This is a genomic window from Paenibacillus sp. MZ03-122A (genome assembly GCF_024213325.1).
GTDB lineage: Bacteria > Bacillota > Bacilli > Paenibacillales > Paenibacillaceae > Paenibacillus > Paenibacillus polymyxa_B.
On record NZ_JANAVI010000010.1, the window covers coordinates 99,383 to 121,098 of the forward strand.

The 21,716-nt window shown below is 47.0% G+C and carries 12 protein-coding genes; 11 read left to right on the forward strand and 1 reads right to left on the reverse strand.

Annotated features, from left to right (window positions below; all coding sequences use genetic code 11):
• Both NLX74_RS19845 and NLX74_RS19850 read left to right on the forward strand, forming a co-directional pair.
• A complete protein-coding gene (locus NLX74_RS19845; protein ID WP_069291805.1) occupies positions 1 to 1,131 on the forward strand; it encodes a bifunctional cystathionine gamma-lyase/homocysteine desulfhydrase in 1,131 nt (376 codons plus the stop codon).
• A 196-nt stretch (positions 1,132 to 1,327) separates the two neighbouring features.
• Positions 1,328 to 4,084, forward strand: a complete 2,757-nt coding sequence (locus NLX74_RS19850; protein WP_254329742.1) for a PHB depolymerase family esterase — start codon at positions 1,328 to 1,330, stop codon at positions 4,082 to 4,084.
• Between the two features lie 139 nt (positions 4,085 to 4,223).
• Here the strand turns inward: NLX74_RS19850 and NLX74_RS19855 are convergent, their stop codons facing one another.
• The gene (locus NLX74_RS19855) at positions 4,224 to 5,141 is read right to left on the reverse strand and encodes a hypothetical protein (RefSeq protein ID WP_254329743.1); all 918 of its coding nucleotides are present in this window, start codon (positions 5,139 to 5,141) and stop codon (positions 4,224 to 4,226) included.
• 445 nt (positions 5,142 to 5,586) lie between these two features.
• Between NLX74_RS19855 and NLX74_RS19860 the strand changes: the two genes are divergently transcribed.
• The 9 genes from NLX74_RS19860 to NLX74_RS19900 all read left to right on the forward strand — a co-directional run bounded on the left by NLX74_RS19860 (position 5,587) and on the right by NLX74_RS19900 (position 21,649).
• Positions 5,587 to 7,389, forward strand: a complete 1,803-nt coding sequence (locus tag NLX74_RS19860) for a vWA domain-containing protein (protein ID WP_254329744.1) — start codon at positions 5,587 to 5,589, stop codon at positions 7,387 to 7,389.
• Positions 7,390 to 7,413: 24 nt separating this feature from the next.
• Complete coding sequence (locus tag NLX74_RS19865) at positions 7,414 to 10,803, forward strand: tubulin-like doman-containing protein (RefSeq protein WP_254329745.1); 3,390 nt, start codon at positions 7,414 to 7,416, stop codon at positions 10,801 to 10,803.
• Between the two features lie 3 nt (positions 10,804 to 10,806).
• On the forward strand, positions 10,807 to 13,173 hold the full coding sequence (locus tag NLX74_RS19870) for a transcription initiation factor TFIID (protein ID WP_254329746.1): 2,367 nt from the start codon (positions 10,807 to 10,809) through the stop codon (positions 13,171 to 13,173).
• Between the two features lie 46 nt (positions 13,174 to 13,219).
• Positions 13,220 to 14,509, forward strand: a complete 1,290-nt coding sequence (locus tag NLX74_RS19875) for a vWA domain-containing protein (RefSeq protein WP_254329747.1) — start codon at positions 13,220 to 13,222, stop codon at positions 14,507 to 14,509.
• An 18-nt stretch (positions 14,510 to 14,527) separates the two neighbouring features.
• On the forward strand, positions 14,528 to 15,181 hold the full coding sequence (locus NLX74_RS19880; protein WP_254329748.1) for a beta-mannanase: 654 nt from the start codon (positions 14,528 to 14,530) through the stop codon (positions 15,179 to 15,181).
• Positions 15,182 to 15,197: 16 nt separating this feature from the next.
• Entirely contained in the window at positions 15,198 to 16,463 is a 1,266-nt protein-coding gene (locus NLX74_RS19885; RefSeq protein WP_254329749.1) for a TRAFAC clade GTPase domain-containing protein, read from the forward strand.
• Entirely contained in the window at positions 16,460 to 19,489 is a 3,030-nt protein-coding gene (locus tag NLX74_RS19890; RefSeq protein WP_254329750.1) for a GAP1-N2 domain-containing protein, read from the forward strand. The genes NLX74_RS19885 and NLX74_RS19890 overlap by 4 nt, the downstream gene beginning before the upstream one ends.
• Positions 19,490 to 19,706: 217 nt before the next feature.
• Entirely contained in the window at positions 19,707 to 20,174 is a 468-nt protein-coding gene (locus NLX74_RS19895) for a MarR family winged helix-turn-helix transcriptional regulator (protein ID WP_254329751.1), read from the forward strand.
• A gap of 92 nt (positions 20,175 to 20,266) precedes the next feature.
• Entirely contained in the window at positions 20,267 to 21,649 is a 1,383-nt protein-coding gene (locus NLX74_RS19900) for an MFS transporter (RefSeq protein WP_061831361.1), read from the forward strand.
• Positions 21,650 to 21,716: the final 67 nt, after the last annotated feature.

Here is a 21,716-nt window from a genome sequence, read left to right on the forward strand (position 1 = left end):
ATGAAACGCAAAACAAAACTGATTCACGGCGGGCTTCCTACCGATCCCCATACAGGCGCGGTTAACGTTCCTATTTATCAGGTAAGCACTTATGAACAAGAGGAAATTGGCGTCCATAAGGGATACGAATATTCGCGTACAGGCAATCCGACCCGGTTTGCTCTGGAGGAGCTGATCAAGGATCTGGAGGAAGGAAAGCGTGGTTTTGCTTTCGGTTCGGGTATGGCAGCCATTCATGCGGTATTTTCACTTTTTAACGCAGGGGATCATATTTTGCTGACCGATGATGTATACGGAGGCACCTACCGTATTGTAAGCAAAGTGCTCAGCCGTATCGGAATTGAATCCACATTTGTGGATACGACTGACCTGGAAGCCATCTCCAAAGCAATTCGTCCGAATACGAAGGCATTGTATGTCGAAACGCCAACGAACCCGCTTTTGAAGGTTACTGATATCCGTGCTGTTTCGGAGCTTGTAAAAAAACATGATCTTTTACTGATCGTCGACAACACATTTGCTACCCCTTATTGGCAGACGCCAATTACACTTGGGGCTGATATCGTCATTCACTCTGCTACCAAGTATTTGGGCGGCCACAGCGATGTTGTAGCCGGTCTGGCTGTTGTGAACAGCGACGAGCTGGGAGAACAACTTCATTTTCTGCAAAACGCCATCGGTGCTATTCTCGGCCCGCAGGATTCTTGGTTATTGATCCGCGGTATTAAAACATTGGGTCTGCGTATGGAAGCGATTGAGCAAAATGCGAAGGAGATTGCAGCCTTTTTGGAAAAACATCCGAAGGTTAGCAAAGTGTACTATCCTGGACTGGAAAGCCATGCACAACATGAACTGTCCAAAACCCAGGCCGAAGGCTTTGGCGGCATCATTTCCTTTGATGTAGGTAGTGACGCTAACGCGGTTGCACTTCTGAAAAAGGTGAAATATTTTACACTAGCTGAAAGCTTGGGAGCGGTTGAAAGTCTGATTAGCGTTCCGGCACGTATGACGCACGCCTCTATTCCGGTAGAACGTCGTGCAGAGTTAGGCATTACCGAAGGTTTGGTGCGGATTTCGGTTGGGATCGAAGATCTGGAAGATTTGATCGAAGACTTACAGGCTGCATTGTAAGAAAATAATCGTAATGATCAAGAGAGGCAGCTGAGGCTGCCTCTTTTTTTGTTTTTTATCATAGCTACTTTTTTGAGAAGAACAGAGGAGTACGTAGAGGTAATAACGAATAGTTTTATATAGTTCAATTGAATGTTAAACGGGATATAACCGCGACTACGTCTCTGAGGAAACAAAAACCTGGAGGGGGAATGTTATGAGGTTCACACATCTGGAAAAAGCAACAACTGTGCTGTCGGATCATCCGGTACGTCTGAGGTCTGCTTATGCAGTCGGTCCGGTCATGCTCCCGGAAAATTGCGGTGTGGGCAGGGAATGGTCCAATTATTTTGCCCATGAGGATTGGAATTTGGAAAAGGCTTGTGGTGAAGAAGGAATAGAGCTTTCAGCCGGAGGAAAGGCAGCGTGCCGATTACTGACCGAGCTAGACCCTCGGACTGCGGAACTGAATCTAGGTGTTTTTCCGCCTTTGGCCGAACAAGAAAGGCTTTTGCTGGTTTCAAATCTTCGTTGTATGGTTGCACAGGAAGTGATTTTCAGACCCTTTGAAGGAACGGGACAAATTTGGATAGATGGCACACTGGTATATGCGGAATCCGGTCCTTTTCGCTTGTATCTGGAGGAAGGCGATCACACGGTAGTTATCATTGCTGCGTTTATTCCTGAGGAGGCCCGCTCTATTCGTATCAGTGGAAATCAGGTATGCAACGAACCAGATGTGGCAGAACTGCATCGTGAATTTGTAGACCGTAATATACGTTTTCATATGGCATGGCTAGAGGTTGAGAAAAGTGCTGGCAGGGAGGGTGAAGACAGCCCGATCTTATTTTATTTACTGCGTAAGGATCGGATAGATCTTCCCTTAGATCAAACGTTATGGGTCGAGGTAACGAATGATGAAGGCATAAAGCTGGATCGCTTTCCAGCACATTGGGAGCAGGAGCAAAGCTATGACTGGGATGAGGAAAAGGCCAGGAATACGGGAATGCTGCACTTCACCGTTACATATCGGGATCATGAGGCTGTGGAGCATCATTTTGTGTATTCGGCACTTGTGCGGCCTTTGTCAGTCGTCGTGGAGGGCTTGCAGGAAGAGTATGACCGGTACATTCAAGCCCGCGCTATAGATATTCTTCCTTCTACGCAGAAAATACAAATAGAGGGCCTGCTTGAAGAATTAAAAAGGTTAACGGATTTGCCGGAAGATCCTTTTGAAATCTGGGATTACCGGATTGTGCGTGAATATATCAAGCTATTAAAACAGATCTTCACAAATGGACATACCGGACAGTCACAGCCCCCATCCTTACTTCAAGAAGAACACATTTTTTTGTCTAATGACGGAATTGGGGAAGGATTTTTTGTCTCCCGTTTGGACAATAGTTTGCAACGCTATACCATTCAGCTTCCTAGAAGCTACTCGACTGACCGACAGTATCCTCTGATCGTCCTGATGCCAGGCAAGCGATATGAGCTGGGTTTGCCGGATTTTCAGAATCGAGGTTTTGGGCAAGGCTGGGAAGAGGAAGCTATATTTGTTACTTTTTCATGTCGTGGTGTAACGTTGGGTAGTTATATTGGAGAAGCTGCTTTTTTGGAGGCGCTGGATGTCATACTGCAAGCATACCGAGTGGACGAAGAGCGGATCTACCTGACGGGTTATTCGAACGGAGCCTATGCGGCCTGGGCGATGGCACAGGCTTATCCTTCTCGGTTTGCGGCTATTGCGGTTATCTCTGGAGCGCCACATCCTAAGCATCTGATAAATCTGTTGAATATGCCAATATTGAATGTATGCGGAGATCAGGATTACTTATTTGCACAAGCATACACAGCCCCTGTAACAGAGCTTCTATCTGATCATTTTAAAGGTGTAGTAGAACGTCATTCTAATCACTGGGATACGCATGAGCTGAGACTTCTGGACGGCGTGCTGGGATGGCTTATGCAATGGAAAAGAGATGTCGTACCTCAGCGTATTGCCTATCGGACGGAACGGGGGAGACATAACCGGGCTTACTGGCTGGAACTGACGCGAATGGATGAAAATGAGGAATATGCCGAGTTGTACGGTGAAATGAGTGCCACAGGTGAGTTGGATATCGAGGCAGTTCACGCCGAAGAATTTATCATTCATCTTTCTCAAGAGGTCATGCCCTTGGAGCTGGCCCAGGTTCGTATCGGAGCCCGTATTTTCGTGTTGGACTTGCGGGAATACAGCCGCTTTCGCTTTGTTAAAACACAGTCACATAAACGCCCCTCACCTGAATACCGTTTGATTGCCGAACGGGAGGAAGAAAGCAGTGGATGCTTTACAAAAGAATCGGATGCCAAAATGAAAACGGTGGATTCGAAAAGCGTGGGAAGAAACGTTTTGAGCCACGGTATGGGTGTGCTTGACGTTTATATGGATCGTCTTCACATTGTCCTTCCATCCAGCTATGCTACACCGGAGGAAGAGCAGGCGGTGAGACGGACGGCGAACGCCTTGGCTAGCCCACGAACAGCAACTTGGAATCCGTATATCGGTGTTCATTATCCCGTGGTGTCTTCTAATGATATTACGGAGGAAGCACTGGCTGATAGCAACGTGATTTGTATCACTTCGGGCTTGTCCAGACATGAGCTGCTTCAGAAGCACCAAGCCGATCTGCAAATTACATGTACGGAGGAAGGGTATACATTGGGCGACGATTTTACGGCAGGCGAGTATTGTCTGTCATATATTCAACCTAGCCCATGGTCTGCGTACCAGCAAATGCTTGTCGTAGCGACCAATTCACCCCGTATGCTGGGTAAAAACCTATTTATGCGCAGACTCATTATGCCTGGATATTTTAATGGTCTACACCCATATTTGAATAAAGAGATTATTGTGTATGATAGCAAGGGAGTGCGTGCTTTTAACTTTACTTCCATTCGACATGCGCAGCAGAAACTGCAAGGCCAATAAAAAAGATAACAATGTTATAATAATCCATAATTAAAAAAACCGTCTGGAGGCACGTTGGCGATCCTGACGGTTTTTTGCTGGTTCATTGCAGTGATTTGTGATCGAGATGACGTCATATATAGAAGGGTGTTAGGACAGATCAGTTTTTATACTGCTCCATCAGGTACATGATCTTTACTTCATCGGCCAAATCTCCAAAGGGTTCTAACGGATTCTCTTGAATGATATGATATAAACGCTGGACTCGTTCCTTTGGCAGTTTGCGTACATATCTGGAAATGAAAGCGGCATGGGTGACTACGTAGCGCTTTTTACGGACAGCTGCACTGGCTACGCGGACGAGAATATCTTCGCCCCCTGCCAATTCCAGAATACGGCGCTCATAAAAGACTACGTATCGGAATGTCCGGTCCTTGATCAGCTCACGATTGAGTCTGGCAATCTCTCCGATATATCTGACCATAAGCGGCTCGAAGCTCTTGATCAGGAGGGGATCGAGCGTTAATTCCATGTCTTTGCGGAGAACGAAAGATTGCAGCAGGGCGACCTGCTGGAGCCTTATCCGATCATTGTGAATGAGTACAGCCATCTCACGCAGCATTTCATAGGAGACACGCTCACTGAGTTGCCGCAGGGCAACCGCGTTTTTATGATTAATGTTTAGTCCTTCCTGGATATGCTCTATACGACCTCTGAACAGACGTATAAGCTGCCTACGCTGTTCATAAGGATTAATACCCTGCTGTAGAAGCACTAAGGGCAGCAGAAGAAGCGCACCGACGATACCGCACAAAAGCATTTGTTGCGGTGAGTGGCCGAAAAAGACAGTAGCGGCCAGCAATATGACACTGACAGCAAGGTCTTTACGAAAATAACGTTTGGCTCTGAGTCTGGCATATTGCTCTACAGGAACTAGTGTATCCCGACCACATGATGTGCACTTTTCTTCCCAAAGGGCGGTAAATTGCCCACAACGCTTGCAGACTCTTAGCTTTTGGAAGGCGTGCTCTGTGCGGGTAAATGGGCGAAATTGTACAGCTTGTTTGGAACTATTCATTGCGTTCACTTCTCCGGTTCAGCAGTGCTAGAAGCTCGGTGTCGATTTGTGTAATCGACGGGGCCCGTTTTTTATGTATATAGTAAATTAGTGATTTGATGGCGACAAAAAGAAACATAATCGCCAGACATCCGTATGAGATCATAGTGTACTTCCTCTTTCTACTTGGATTTTTATTTCAATATTTTACATGGGCGGGTTTCGCTACTGTCATTTTTGTCGTATAAAGGAGAAGGCTGGTGCCCGATTGCCCTTGTTGGGGTATAATTATATCATTACTGCAGGATATTGGTAAAATCACGCGGTATAACAGGCTTTTTGGTTGGATTCAGACCATTCGGGCAGTATTTTCAGCTGGCGCTCATGTAAAACTCATTATAATTTAATAGTAGGGGAGTACAACTGTAATTTAGAATGAGAATTAACTGGCAAAGGGGTACAAGCGATGTTTAGTAGAGACAGAAAATGGTTTTTGGTCATCGGAATCATATGTACAATGATCATGACCTCGATTTTGGCATGGCAGCCACAGATGGCGAATGCCGCTTCACCCTCTGCTTCTAAGGTGGATGCGGTGCTGGTCGTCGATGTAAGTAATTCGATGAACACCAGTGATCCTGGGAAAATTGGCAATGAAGCCATGAAAATGTTCATTGATATGCTGTCGACCCAAAATGACAAAGTCGGGATTGTAGCATATACGGATGTCGTACAGCGCGAGAAAGCCTTGCTTAATATTACATCCGAAGCGGATAAGCAGGAACTGAAGACGTTTATTGACGGACTGAACCGGGGGGCGTATACTGACACCTCCGTGGGTGTCAAGGAAGCGATCCGCATTTTGCAAGATGGTAAAACAGCTGGACATGCGCCTATGATCGTCATGCTGGCCGACGGTAACAACGATTTTAATAAGACGACAGGCAGAACCGAAAGCCAATCCGATCAGGATATGGCACAGGCTGTAGCCGAGGCTAAAAATAACGGCGTTCCAATCTACACCATCGGTTTGAATGCAAATGGAAAGCTGAATAAAAACAAGCTCGCCGACATAGCGCAGCAAACGGGCGGCAAATCTTTTATTACAAGCTCAGCGGATGACCTGCCGAACATTTTGAGTGAAATTTTCGCCAGCAATTTGAAGTTGAAAGTGGTGCCTTTGCAGTCCATTACGGCAAACGGTGACTATCAGGATGTAACGGTAACCGTACCGAACGATAGTGTGCTGGAGGCTAACATTTCGATCATGTCCTCAAAACCGGTGGATGCGAGACTGATAGACCCGTCGGGCAACACCAAGCCAATTCCTTCGAGCGATGTGCTGCTGTCCAAGTCCAAAAGCTACTCGCTGATTAAACTGCTTAAGCCTGTGGCTGGTGACTGGAAGCTCCAAGTCAAGGGAGTCCAGCAGGATCAGATTGATATTAATCTGGTGTTTAACTATGATCTGGAGCTGAAAATGGACGCACCGTCAGCCAAATCATACAAAAAAGGCGATGCAGTTCAAATTCGTTCCTACCTGACGAGCAATAGCCAGCAGCTCCAGGATCAGGAATTGTATGCGAATATGAATGCTGTTCTGAAGGTCAAGGATCTGGATTCCGGTACAACGAATGAGGTGCCGTTAACTAATGCAGGGGATTCTTTTACCGGTTCCTATACGATTCCAGATGAGCATGACTACGAACTAACCGTTAGAGCAGAGGAGAAGAGCTTTTACCGTGAAACACAGCCTGTAACCATCAGTGCTAAAGCAGGGGCGACGAGCGGTACGAATACGGGCACGACGCAGCCAACAACACCTGCTGAAAAGTCCAAGCTAATGCCACTCATTCTTTTAGGGCTGGGACTGCTCGTTCTGCTGGTTGCCGCGTATTTCATCTGGAAGGCTGTCAAAAAGGCCAACCGTGGCTTTGTCGGTCAAATCGTACTGGAAATCCGGGATGAGAACACCGGCGAAAAAACATATCCGCAATACAAGAAGCTGAACACCTTCCGGGGCAAATTTAATCTGCACCAGTTGCTGCAACTGGCACCGGAATTTGCTGGAACCGACAAGGTCGTGTTCACACCAGCCAATCAGGATCGTATCATTGTGCGCAGTACCCCCGAGATTACGATTGAAAAATCCGGACGGGCTGTTGACACAGGCAACGGTCTTGAACTCAAAAACGGTGATCGTCTGACGATTCCGTTAGCCAGTGTGGACAAAACCATTTTACTGGAGTTTATTTCAGTAAACAGCTAAACGAACCCTTAGGAGGTCATATCTATGAAACCAGTAGTTAGAGAGCATATCCAACAATTAGACGTATCACTCGGCGGAGGGATCGTAAGCGATAAGATCAGAGTTGATACAATTGATAATCCTATTTTAATTATCGGACTCGGAGGTACGGGGATTGATGCCCTTCTCCGCTTGAAATATCAAATTAACCGTAGATTCAAGCTTCCAGCAGATCCGATTTCCAAGAAAAAGAGCGATAAACCGGACAATGTGGAATTTCTCGCTTTTGAAACGAATGAACAAGACCGCAACAAAAAATACAAGGGGATTGGTTTGGACCCCATCAATGAGTTTGTATTGCTGTCCAATGCGGAAATCGGCGGATTGCTGCAAAACCGCAGCATTCTAGAGCCGTACATTACCGATTGGCTGTCTCCCGAACTAAGCATTACCGATGGTATGAATGGTGCGGCAGGGGTGCGGCAGGCAGGACGATTGCTGCTGTTCACCAAAATCAATCAGGTCGTACAAAGCATTGACAAAAAAATCAAAACCCTGTCTGAAGGCACCAACAAGAAGCTTATGGTGTTCCTGCTGTCCGGTTTGTCCGGTGGTACAGGAAGCGGTACTTTCCTAGATATTTCATATATCGTCCGAGGAATTATTGAGCGCGACTATGGCTCTGCAGGCGTAGACCGTGTAAATACATTAGGTTATCTGTTTACACCGGATATTAATTTGGCGAACAAAAGCCTGAGCGAGCATACCCGTGAATATATTAAAAAGAACGGCTATGCTGCACTGAAAGAACTGGACTATTGGATGAATGTAGATAGCCGTGGTGAACGTTTTAAGCAGCAGTACGGCAACATTTTGACCGTGAACTCGCCGCTTCCACCGTTTAATCTGTGCCACCTCATTTCGGCCACGAATACGGAAGGCAAGCTATTGGAAAATGCTTATGATTACTGCATGAATGTCACCGCTGAGAACATCACTAACTTTATGGCGAGTGAGGAAAAACAGTCGGGCGAAGAGTTTGCCATTCATGACTATATCAGCAATATCCGTACCAACATCGCACAAATGAATAAGGCGTATCCGGCAAACTACGATTACAATATTATCGGGGCTTCCTCGGCGGTACTGCCAATGGAGGAAATGACGACATATCTGGCCTATCGAATGTTTGGCAAAATGTCCAAAATGTTCGAGCAATCGCCAAATCAAGAGGATGTAGAGAAGTTTGCCCGCAAGCTGGGCGTGGATCTGGATAGCATGATCAAAAACTTTGAATCCCGTGTACCTGAGCCACTTCCGGGCTTTGAAAACAGTGAACGGTTAAGTTATAGCAATGTCGTTAAAATGCAAGTGGTCAATATGGACACCGAGCTGGAGCAAACGTTCCTGACGCGTGCTCGTGAAGAGTATATCAAGGCGAAGAAGCAGCTTCCTGGGGAAATTACAGGACAGTTTACGGATCAAATTCGCCGGATGTTTCTCCATCCTGAGCAAGGGCCGTTTTATGTATCCCGCATGATTTATACTGAAAAAGGATTTAGCTTGCTGAAAATGCTGCTTTCATATGTTGAGACGTTGCGTGAATCATTGCACCGTATTCCAACGGACATTGAATGGGCGCGTGAGCAGGCGAACGAAAAGCTGAGCGATGCCAAGAGCGCGTTTGTGTCTAAGGATAAAAAGAAAAATGCGTACATTGAAGCGAAGATTAATGAATATTGGTTGCGGGCTGATGTGGAACGTACAGAGCAGCTCATTGAGTTTTATGAAGACCTGTATGACCTGTTGAACAAGGAAAATAGCCGCATTTATAATGTATTTACTGAAATTTTGAACGCGCTGAGCGCAATTTTCGAGAAGAATGGCGATCTGCTGATTAACGGCGAGGAACAGTCCGATCACAAAGGTAACAAAACGTACTATTGGAATCTGGTAAGTGTACCGGATATTTCTGAAGTTGTGACCAAGCTGCTGGATAACCGCAACGGTGATGATTTGATTCGTGATTTTGCCCAAGAATTGCTCGAAAATTCAGATCAATGGGTGAAGGATCAGGATATGGACATCATCAGCTCAATCTCCAATTTCTTGACTGATAAGTTCGGTGATCTCATTACCCGTTCCATGGAAGATTTCCTCGTCATGAAATACGGGCAAGATGAAGCCATTGAAAAATTTGTGGAGCGCTACATTGCGAGCAAACTGGATGAGGAAGCTGTACCTGTGTTTCATCTGAGTAATAGCTCTGGCAACTTGTACTTCCCGTCATGGGGATTCGTTTCAGTACCTGTACAGTCACCTAATATCCTGAAAGGCGTTCGCAATTATCAAAATAATGCAATTGGCAAATCACACTTTACTATTAAAGAGAGTGAAGTTCGTAACCGGATTTTCTGGCTCAATACGCGTAATGGTGTTCCTCTGTTTGTATATACGCCGCTCAAAGTGTATGAAGAAAGCTATGAAAAAACGATTCTTGACCGCGAAGGTATTGGCCGCCATCTGGTACAAACAGGTCAGAACAACTGGACTAATCTTCCGTCGCCGATTCCTGAAAAGTCATGGGGCGAAACTTACGTCAATTCGCGTGTGCAAGCTTACAATGCCCGCATTCGTAATGATTTTGACCGTGCCAAGTCACTTGGCGTGATTCGGGAAAAGGATGTCGATCAAAATACGAGCAGCCGCTTCACTGTAATCCGTTCACATGCGCTAGATCTGAATGCGATGCTGGCAGGCTACGATATGCGCTTGCAGGAATCCAAGCCGAATTTGGGTGAGGTAAAAAGAGCATGGTCTGAGTTGAAACGTCTGCTGGCTGAAGGGCTGGAGCAGGCCGGAAGCAAGGACATCTTTGGCAGCATCAATGAAGAGATGGCGAAGGAAAACCTGATCCGTTCACCAGAGTTAACACAGGTGGTTCGTGAAGAACTAGCGAAATATACACAAATTGAAGCGAAAGCAGCTGAACTGGAAGCTTTGCTGGGCAAATATCAGGATGAAGAAAAATGGCTGGATCAGTTCATTCAGGCTCTCTATACAGACACGATTACGAAAAAAGGCGCTTTGTACGTCTATGATCGTGACGAAGAGGAAGAGGCTTGGGAGCCGTTTGCCAATGTCATGAAGAGCCGTAATTATGTGGAGTTTGAAGTGTTTACAAACTTCCGTGGTTTGGAAGAAAAGAAATTCGCAGCTCTAATGCGCAAGGCGGATCGCCGTGATGCTGTATTGACTTCATCGGAGGATATTACACCACTGCTGTCGAAGCTGGATGAACTGGCTGCGACTTACACAGAGGCCCGCAATCAATTGGAATATGAAAAGGTGGAGCTGGCTAACGGAGCGGAACTATATGCATTTTATGCTCAAATGGCTGGAAAATTAAACGACATCCGCAGAAAGTTGAAATAAAGTATGAGAGAGCAGCTGTTACGTTATGCGGCTGACTATGCAGCCGCAGAGGACCAATTAATCGGAAGCGGAGATGGACGCAGTAGCATCCATTTCCCGTCCGTGTTTCTTTTTATCGGTGATCGCATGAACCCGGTGATGAACACCATTGCAGATATCAACCGCACCAAGTGGGATAACAGCACGGGAGTAACGTATATTCAGATCCGCTCGCAGGAAGATCATGCGGCTGTAGATCGTTCGGTGGATGCTATTGTTCATACCATAGCGGTACCGGAGGAAAGTGGCCACCAAACGATACGCCGTGACTTGCACCAGGCTTTTTATACACATGAATCGCAGCTAATTGAGCTTAACACCGCGTTGCGCCGGGCTAGTGGACATCTGGCAGATTACGGTCGGTTGTATTCTTCGTTCGAGCGTGTCCATTTGTCGATTTTGACGACAGCGGATGACCCCATGAACGTATTAATCCCTGAAATTACGCTGTTGGCGGAGTATATTTTTGCACAGTCTTTTAAATCGGTACAAATGGATCTGTATGTGTTGGTGAATGAAAGCGATCAGGCTGTCCAATTCGGCTACAGTAGTGCAACGTCCGTTGCTTTCATGCGGGAGCTGGACTATATCCAGAGTCCAGAGTATACGTTTACGGCACCGCTTCATATGACCGAGGACAAATTGACCATTCCAGTAACCCATGCTCCATCACCGTTGTTCGACCTCGTCTATGTGCTGTCCGACAAGAACGAACGCGGCGTAACGGTGCCGAATAGCCTGCGAGAAAGCTGTGACATCATTTGCCATATTCAGCTTCTTAAAAATCGCTATCAGGCAGGAGATTCCTATCGGTCACAGGATGGGGGATACAACAATACATCGTTTAAAAACAACATCATGACGGAATCCGGGCGGCAGGGTTATGTGTCGGCTGGATTTTCCCGAGTCAACCGCCCTAACCAGTCAATCGCACTGACTGTGCTGTATCACTTTTATGTGAAGCTGTTAGAGCGTATGAGAACAGAGCAAGAGTGGGACATACGCGATAAGCTGAATTATTTTGGGTTAGATGCTGCTGAGCGCGGTCGCACGCGAAATGATCTCGTTCCTGGTAATGAAGCGATCACGGATATGAGCGCACTGATGACCAGCGGAGCAAGCTACGGCTCGTTGAAGCGAATGACATTACGTGAGGCGGAGGAAGCCTTGTTTGGTCAGGGCTGCGAAGCCTTTTTCCGCGATAACTGTGAACGGATTGTGCACAAACGGTTGGGAGATTTTCAGGCGGAATCAGGTCTACAGTCGGCTGTGAATGCAGCTGCCAAGGAATATCCTGAAATCGGCTTATTCGAGTTGACAGACTGGACGGATGAAAATAAAACAGGGAATGTGCTTACAGCCATTCGTGGACTGATTCGGGATACGTCCAATGACTTGCAGATTAGTGCCGCTGAACTGGACACCCTGTATAGCGGACGAGTGGAGGACCAACCTTTTCAACGATTGCCACTCATGGATAAGCATAATGTTCGAAGCTTGATTCGTTACCTGACCGAGACGGTTTACGGGCACAAACTGCACATGCTGCGAATTCAAGCCGATTTGGAGCTGCTCCGCCGCTATGAACTGGCACTAGAAAAATGGCATGCGCAGGCGCAGCATATTACAGTACAGCTTTCCAGCCTGGAGCGTGAACTGCATCAAGCTGCAACGGATAGTATTCGGCAGGCCGACAGTTACACAGGTCAAAACCTGTTCGAATATTACGAGCGTGTGACGGAGGATGTCATGCGTGAGCTGGAAAGCAAGCGGGGGAAATCTATATTTTTTGATACCCGGCATATGGGGCCTGTATCCGGATTGCTGGACGGGGGTCTGTCCTCATTGGTGGATCGACTCACGCAGACCTGTCGCACCTTGATTCTCAGTTCACAGCCGTTTAATCAGACCTTCGAAGAAGAATTATTGCGGCGTGCCAATGTGGCTGCTGCATATGAAAATCGGCTGGTCGTTCCGAAGGATGAGCTGTTTAAAAAACTGTATCAAACGTTAGAGGAACATGGCGGAATTAACGTACGTTTGCTCGACTATACCCATGAGCATCGGTATGAAGAAAAGTACTTCTTTGGTGACTACGAAGGCGAATTTCTCCCTTATGCGATGGATGTGGACATTACTTCGCGTATTTACAAGCTGGGTTTTGTACATGAGCGTCGCAGCAGCGGGGTGGAAAAGCTGCATTTGATGGGCGGCTTCCATCTGGAGGATCTGATGGTTTACCGCAACGGCAAAACGTATTATGAGACATATACTGCGAATGGTTTCGTGTTTCACGGAATCGACGTGGACCGGTTGCCGGAATTGCGGTAGCCACATATTAATCCTACTTTAATGATGGAAGGAAGCAACGATTCTTATGAAGCAGCGTAAATTTAACGTTCTCCTATTGCTGTTCGGCTTGCTGGGCGCTGTAGTAGGCTTCATCTTGGGAGAGCTTATTCTTCACAAATTGATAGGGCACTGGCCGCATATCGTCGTGATCGGGCTGTATTTTGGCATCATGGCACTGTGTATTGGCCTAGGTTGTCTGATCGGCGAACTAATTTCGCCACAGTTAAATGGACATTCATGGCGGCAGCGCTACTCCGGGTTATCCTGGAAGTTACTGGTGCCTGCTACGCTAGTGATGTTGTTCGTGGCAGGTCTGCTATTGGAGTTGGGCTATCAGGTTAATCCTGAAGGGCGCAAGAGCGTACAGGACCTCGTGCTTGTGATTGATAATTCCGGGAGTATGCAGCAAACAGATCCTGATAATGAACGCCTAACGGCTGCTAAGAGTCTAATTGGCCAAATGGATGGAGACAAGAGGGTAGCCATTGTTTCATTTGATTCTACTGCCCAGTTGGTTCAGCCGTTTACTCCAATTCGCACAGATGCAGAGAAGCAAGCGGTTTATTCCAAAATCGATAGCATGCAGACTATAATGTCAGGCGGTACAGAGATCGGACTTGCTTTGGATGAGACGATCAAGGAGATTGAAACCCAAGGCAATGCAGAAAAAGGTTCTCTCGTTATTATGCTCTCTGACGGCTTTAGCGAGCTGGATACCCAGACGGCATTGGCTCCTTATATCGCCCGCCAGATTCCGATCAATACGATCGGGCTGAAGCTGGCAGAGTCGGATGGTATAGCCTTATTGCAAAATATTGCTGACCTGACAGGCGGAACTTATTCTAATGTAGCTAATGCCCAAGGACTTACTCAGGCGTTCGGTAAAATATATAACAAAATCGGTGATCGCACACTGGTAACGGAGCGGACAGGTGAGTATGCCGACAGTCTGTATTTTGCCATTTATCGCGTAACGGCTCTGGTCATTATCGGCGTTCTATTAGGATTAGCTCTTGGGCTGATGTTTGATAACCGTTTTCTCGCGCGGAATTTTGCGATTGGAGGAGTCCCGGCAGGCTTGCTCGCTGGCTTTATTTTGGAAAAGGGATTATCTGGCTCGCCTATAGGCGACTTGATGATTCGTTTGGTGGCAGCGCTCGTACTGGCAGCCCTTATCGCTGTCTTTTCGCTTGTTCTACCGATTGCGGAAAATACTCGCCGATCTTCCGGTGGAGGAAGTCAGGGTGCGCCGTCAGGACGCCGGAGAGGGGCACCGGAAGCCCCAACGCGCAATCGACGCAGCAGTGGATTTTAGAACGGGAGGCTGGAACTTATGCAGTATAGGGAAGCACAGCCCGGTGATCCTGTTATTTCGGAGCTGAGCCACAAAATTGACGACAACCGGGTTGTGTTACGCTGGCAGTGGCCTGAGGGCGCAGCCGTGGTATATATTGCGAAACAATCAGCCGATGCAGGTGTGAATGGGCAAAATGAGGGTGAAGTTTTACCGCCTTTTTCAAGCCTAAAACTTTTTACACGCGAGGAGTATAAGGCTGCTGGCAGCTATCGTGACCGAATTGAAGGCATTGGACGCGTACGGTATACCGTGTATCCGGCTGTTCGGGAGGATGGAGATACTTACGTGATCTGTCAGCAAGATGGAGCCAACCAACTGGAGTTGAGTACAGGGAGGGCTAAAATCAGATATGCGGTTCACCATAAAAAAAGCTGGTTTCGCAGCCGCAAAACCGTCCAGATTCAGGTGACAGCCGAAGTTCCTGTCCCGCAGGAGGCGCTTTGCTACGTGAAGAAGCGCGGGGGCTATCCCGCAGACCGGGACGATGGAACCTTGTATCCATTCACGGCACCCTTTGCCGCGGGACGGAATGTTTTACCCGCTGTTGAAGTGGGGGGAGATGAATATGTGCGGCTGTTTTTTACAGACGGCCAGAAATATGGCACGGTATATGAATTAGTTCCTGAATGAAAGGAGGCCGCAACCGATGAGTTTTCTTAGTAATTTATTCAGAAGAAAGCCACAGGCAGCGCCAAGGCCGTTATTTTATGATATTGTGTGCCCTTATTGCTTTAGTAAATTTTCCCCGGAGGACGTGGTATTCCGTGCTTCTCATCACCGTGAAGATGACGAGGACTACGCTTTAGGTGAAGATGAGCTGTTGAACAAATATCGGGAGCGTTTTGGCTTGGACAGTGTGCATGATATGGAGGCGATTTTGCACCCCCATGATGTCCCTGAGGAACATCGATTGTATTCTGATCATGTACTGACAGGACTGACGGACCGTTATAGCGAGCTGACGCGTCACCGACTGTGCCCGCACTGCCATAACGAGCTGCCCGTGACCGCGGGTAAGGTGCCTAGCAATATCATTTCCATTATTGGAGCTTCGCAGGCGGGGAAATCTGTCTATATGACCTCCCTGATTCACACGTTGCAGCATGTTACAGCCGATCATTTTGACGCGGCTTGCATGCCGCTCAATGCAGAGATCAGCCGAAAGTTCCGCACTATGTATGAGGAACCCCTATTTGAACGAGGCGATCTGCTTACATCGACACAAAAAGAAAAGATGCAGGAGCCTTTTATCTTCCAGTTTGTATTTAAGGATGAGGAAAAGCCGCCACTGACGCTGGTATTTTTTGATGTCGCCGGTGAGGGAATGGTAGATCAGGACTATCTGGGATTGCATGGACAGCATATTAAGAATTCAGCAGGTATTCTCTTTATGGTCGATCCACTGCAAATTCGCTCTATTCGGGAGCGCATTAAGATTAATCTTGGCGATAAGCCGGGTGAATGGGTCTCGCAATATGATGAACCGCGTGATGTCGTACTTACGATGTTCGGTGATTTTATCGCTTATCAGGAAAAAGGGAAAACGGACATTCCGACCGCTGTCGTCCTGACCAAAAGTGATATGCTTACTGCATTGGCAGATGAAGAAGGCACATACATCAAGACGAATAGCAATATTTTTAATCCGATGGAGCATCGCAAATATATGGATTTGGATGAGTTCGCTAACATTGATGGCGAAGTTCGACGCTTCATCGAAAAGGTGGATAAGCCGTTCAAGGGCACGATGGATGTATATTTTACGGATACGGCCTATTTCGCGGTTTCCGCGCTGGGTAGCAATCCAGTGGAGCAAAAGCTGCAAGGATTGGTTAGTCCGATCCGTGTGGATGAGCCATTCATTTGGCTACTTTACAAGTTGAAGTACATTGAGGGGAGAGAATCACAGTGAGTTATTCTACCTCTCATTTGATACAACAGCAGATGTACACACGGGAACGGCGTGGAATTTTCCGTTCTACGGAAGGCTTCGATACAGTGGCTAATTCCAAAGGATTGGATGCTTCTTTTATTAAAAAGGTGCTCCATCCCTTATGTGTATATGATGCGCCTGCTGCCTTGACGGCGCGTGGCGAGAAGCAGGAAAGCGTCTATCCAGAAGCCATGCATCTGGTACGGACGGAGTCTGGGGATGTAGTGCTTGGCCGCAGTATTTATAAGGCTGCGGATTTTACTGGGCTGCGGAGCGCCTTTTTCACGCACAACTATGTGATTCCAGCCGGACATGGTGAATCTCCGTCTGACTATAAGCAGTGGCTGAACACATCCTTTGTTGATACCTATGATATTGAGCAGGGAACGGATTTACCGGAATTGGAGCGTCTACCGGGTGGAAGTGTATTTCCAGCTGTTGACCCGTCTACAGTGCTGGCTCAATTGCAGCTGAGCGAAGAAGTGTTCAAACAGCTTTTATACGCAGTCATGATGTCCGCAGCGGGTCGCAAAAAGGTATATGTAGCGCTGAATGTTCCTGTAGAAGCAGTCGGATCTTCAGCCAAGCAGCTACTGGGTGTGCTGTATGCGGCACTGCCTTATGCATTTCGGAACAGACTCGGATTTCTTACATATGCACAGGAACCGAACAGCAGAAAAGGCATTCACTTGATGTTCGTTGAGCCTTTTAGTTTGCGTCCTGGTGATCGGAATGTGGAAAAGGACTTTGTATTTGACCTGTCTAACCATAGTCGAATACTTAATGTAGATGCAGAGCAGGTGAGACAGCCGTATTTTGACTGGATTGTCCGTACGTTGCTGAATGGTGAGACGCCGGATGATTTCTTCAAATTTGCCGAGCAAATGCTGACAGGTATGGAGGCAGGGCGTGATTTGACGCCATCCAGCTATCATGAGCTCATTACGTTGTACAGAATTGAGCAGGGAGAGCGGGCATTATACAACGAACAACGAATCGCTGTATTACGAAGCTTGACTGATTATTTATCGCCACCCGATTCGCTGCCACGTAAAATGAGGCTGAATGATCTGTTTCTATCGTTTTTTGATCATGAATTTGATCGGGTGAAGGATGGATATATTCCAGATGTAGGTCTAGTCGATAGTTTCAAGGACTATTATAAAGTTCATGCACGCAGCAGCGAAAATCGGTTGGTGGAATATTTAATCCGTTCGCTAAACAATGCTTATACTGCCAGAAATACGGAAGCAGTCACGTATATTTACCATACGATTGAGGAGAATCCGTCATTAGGCAAGGCATATTTTACGAAAGTGCTGGGTAATCCGGCGCTTACAAAAATGCTGTTCATTCCCTACATGGACAGTCAGATGAAAAGAACACCGGATGCCAAGGGGCTGCTGGCCGTTGTGCACGAATGGGGCAGTCGGTATATCGAAGTGTCGGCGAATGCCGATTTTCAGCTTTTGGCAGAATCTGCATTGATGGGCAGACTGCGTGCCGAAAGAAAACCAGTAGAGGCTGTGGCTGCCATTCACCAACGCTTGCGTCAATGGGACAGCAGCTCTGCTGTAGGCAAACTGTCCCCGCTGGAGCAATCTGGATTGACAGAGCGCCTGCAGGAAGCGTCGGATCGGTATTTACTTACCGAAGTAGAGCTAAAAGAAATATCACCCGATCAGGTCGTACAGATTCCATTTTTTACACGTCCCGATTTGGTGCAGTGGGTTGGAAAGCTGCCTGCTCCCCTCAAGGGACAAGCAGTGCGATTGATTGCGGCTTACGATTGGTTTAATACGGAGGAACCGGAACCGTCGGTGCTGGACGGCCTGGAGCCTGGCGAAGTAGAAAAGGTACAGGATTGGGCTTATGGCTGGCTGCCCCAGCAGCTTGCGGAAGGCCATTTTGCCCGTCTGTTGCCTGCATTCTATCGTTCTGACGGGCCGGGAGAAGGAATATTGGACTTCGCTCGTCTGGTCAGTTCGATCCGCAAATGGGCGAAGGATAACGATACGATGTACCGCTTTATCCGATGGTCGGAAGAACACCCCGAGTTTGCTACGCCACGTGGCGGTTTCGAACCGTCGTATCGACGTGCGCTACTTCTATTCTTCCAAAAGGAAGGACGAGAGGGACTGCATAAAAAAACGCTGTGGCGTCAATATTTCGAACCTGCAAAGCCTGCTTTTAAAAATTTCTATTTGGCAGCAAAGCGGGAGACGGACACGCCGTTGATCAAAACACTTCGTCGTTTTCGTAAAGGTGGGGTGATTTCCGGGATCGTGCTGATTGTCATTATAGGTACGCTCGGCGGCCTGAAAGCAACCGGGGTGATCGGATCTGGTGACACACCTGCGCCTGTTGCTGCTCCGAAGCCTGTACAACAGCCTGTTGAGCCTACAGTGCCCGTAAAAGAGGAGCCTACGGCGATAGTGACACATGTGCCTAATACCAAGTCCACTACGAAAATGGTCAAGCTGTTGTTTGCGTTTCAGACATCGACAGAGCAGGCAGAATTTAAGCCGAAGAAGCTCGTCATTGTCGGGGCGGACCAACAGGAGCACTTATACGAAAATTTTACGCTTGCTGAACAGAACGACAAGGAAGCAGCCAGTAATGCGAACAATGATCCATCCGGTGACGTAATCACTGGGAGCGCCACTACAAAAAGTACGACAGCAGATGGACAATCCACGGACAGTGGTTCAACAGCTCGTGGTAGTACATCCAGTGGAACAAGCGGCGATCAGTCTGGAGCAGTGACAGGCAACACGGACGGAGGCTCGACTTCGGAGATTTCTACTGAGGGTAGTGGTATAGCAGCCGATAAAACCATAGGCAGCACGTCCGGTGATGGTACAGAGACAAAGGAGTACGATCTAAAGAAGTATCCTTATCGTACGCTGTTGACCATTTGGCAAAGGCTGGAGCTGAACGATGCTAGCACGGTTACCGTTGATGGAGAAGAATACCCGCTGGTTCAAGTGAAGAGTGCAGACTAAGCAACTATAAAACAGAAATAAAGTAAAAGACGAGCTTCCTTCAAGGCTCGTCTTTTACTATACATAAATTTCCATAAAGAATGAATTCGTAATTTGAAATTCATCTTATCTAGTAAAGCATTATTTTACGAAAGTATTGACACCAAGTAGGCAGCTGATTAAAATTAGTTGGAATTCAAACTATTAAATTTAGATGGATATGGAGGTTCGTAGTGAGATGGGAAGTGAGGTGTATCCCGTTTGTCTTCCTTGTGAGGAAGAGAGCACGATGTATTTAATTAAATGGATTTTCACTACTGTCCGGCGCGAAATTGAAACGGCACTGCGCCCTTTGGGACTCACCTCCCCACAATCGCAGACGCTCTATATACTGGCGGTCTCGCCTGGAGTCACCAATACGGATTTGGAAAGGCTATTGCTTATTGATAAATCAAGCGTTACCAGCCTGGTTAACGGGATCGTTAAGAAAAATTGGGCAATACGCAAAAGTCACCCGGAAGATGCACGAATGAAGCAAATCTATTTGACTGAGGAAGGCTTAGAGATTCACAAAGTAGCTGAACGTACTATTGTGGCAATTAAAAGCTCGGTAGGTGAAACATTATCTGTAGGAGAATCGGAGACGCTGCGCGGCCTGCTTAAAAAAATTCTCCGCGACTACCACCCTGAGGACACCCGCGTTTGAGCGGATATATAGAGAATTTGCCCGGATAGGGGTATCAAAAACAGTGAAATATGATCTTAGATAAGAGGTTTACAGGAGAGGGAGACAACCAAATGATAAATGAACAAACTTATCCCAATGCGGATAAGCTTATGCGAGTGCTAGCTTTCACACTTGTTTTTTCAGTGATGAACGCGTTTATGTTTAATGTCGTTATGCCTGTGATTCGAGAGGAGTTTCATATTAGTGCTTCCGATGTAAGTTGGTTGCTGACTGGCTATATGATCGTGTATGCAGTTGGCTCGGTGACCTACGGCAAATTGGCAGATAAATATCGTCTTAAGGATTTGCTGACGTTTGGGATTATCTTTTTTGCACTGGGTTCGCTTATTGGACTGTTGGCCAATCAATTTTGGATGCTCATTGTAGCTCGTTTGCTTCAGGCTGCAGGGGCTGCTGTTATTCCGGCAACTGCTATGATCGTCCCAGTCCGTTATTTCTCGGCTGAAAAAAGGGGACGTGCTTTAGGCGTCACAGCAATCGGCTTGGCGTTAGGTACTGCACTGGCTCCGATTATTTCCGGTTTGATCACAGGCTTTGCAAGCTGGCGTTTTTTGTTCGTCATTTCCATGCTGCCACTGATCGCATTGCCGTTCTTCCGCAAATATTTGGACGATCAGCGTGGAGAGGATCAGAAGTTCGATTTTCTTGGTGGATTATTACTGGGTGGAACAGTAGCCTTCTTATTACTTTCGATTTCGCAAACCAATATGATGTTTTTTCTGGTAGGTGTGGTGTTATTCGCACTGTTTATATGGCGCATTAACACTGCGCATGATCCATTCATCCAGCCGAAGCTGTTCCGTAACAAGCAATATTCATACGGGCTCCTTATCGCTTTTTTAGGGACGGGGATTAGCTTTGGATTGCCGTACTTGGCGCCGCAGTTTCTGAACAGTCTCAATCAGCTCACGCCGGCAATAATTGGACTGGTTATGTTTCCGGCTGCTATTGCTTCGGCTCTATTGGGTAAAAGAGGAGGGCGTTTGGCGGATAGCAAAGGAAATTCGTTTCTCGTCTATACAGCTGTATCGCTTTTGTTTATCTGTTTTATCAGCTTGTCTACATTTGTGGGTGCCTCTCCGTATCTGATTTTATTTTTGCTTATTTTCGGAAACGTAGGTCAGACCTTCATGCAAATTGCCATGTCCAACACGATTTCTCGTACCTTGTCGAAAGACCAGATTGGTGTTGGAATGGGGCTGCTATCTCTGCTGAATTTCATTGCCGGGGCGATCACGACAAGTATTTTGGGCAAAACGCTGGATAGTTCGTCGTCCTTTCATTTGAATCCTGTCGTATCTAATGTGCAGGTATTCAATTTTAGCAATATTTTTACGGTGCTTGCACTGATTGCGCTTGTGACGATGGGACTTTATGCGTTGCAATTCCGAAGGGGTTCACGCCGTAATACGCCTGCTGTTGAGCAAGGATAAACATTTGATGTAAACTCATGCCAAAACAAGGGTATAATATAGAAGGAAAAGTTCATTATGGAAGGAC

Coding starts and splice junctions, on each gene's coding strand:
- NLX74_RS19895 (WP_254329751.1), top strand. CDS start 19,707: ATGGGAAGTGAGGTGTATCCCGTTTGTCTTCCTTGTGAGGAAGAGAGC.
- NLX74_RS19880 (WP_254329748.1), top strand. CDS start 14,528: ATGCAGTATAGGGAAGCACAGCCCGGTGATCCTGTTATTTCGGAGCTG.
- NLX74_RS19860 (WP_254329744.1), top strand. CDS start 5,587: ATGTTTAGTAGAGACAGAAAATGGTTTTTGGTCATCGGAATCATATGT.
- NLX74_RS19900 (WP_061831361.1), top strand. CDS start 20,267: ATGATAAATGAACAAACTTATCCCAATGCGGATAAGCTTATGCGAGTG.
- NLX74_RS19845 (WP_069291805.1), top strand. CDS start 1: ATGAAACGCAAAACAAAACTGATTCACGGCGGGCTTCCTACCGATCCC.
- NLX74_RS19885 (WP_254329749.1), top strand. CDS start 15,198: ATGAGTTTTCTTAGTAATTTATTCAGAAGAAAGCCACAGGCAGCGCCA.
- NLX74_RS19855 (WP_254329743.1), bottom strand. CDS start 5,141: ATGAATAGTTCCAAACAAGCTGTACAATTTCGCCCATTTACCCGCACA.
- NLX74_RS19870 (WP_254329746.1), top strand. CDS start 10,807: ATGAGAGAGCAGCTGTTACGTTATGCGGCTGACTATGCAGCCGCAGAG.
- NLX74_RS19850 (WP_254329742.1), top strand. CDS start 1,328: ATGAGGTTCACACATCTGGAAAAAGCAACAACTGTGCTGTCGGATCAT.
- NLX74_RS19865 (WP_254329745.1), top strand. CDS start 7,414: ATGAAACCAGTAGTTAGAGAGCATATCCAACAATTAGACGTATCACTC.
- NLX74_RS19875 (WP_254329747.1), top strand. CDS start 13,220: ATGAAGCAGCGTAAATTTAACGTTCTCCTATTGCTGTTCGGCTTGCTG.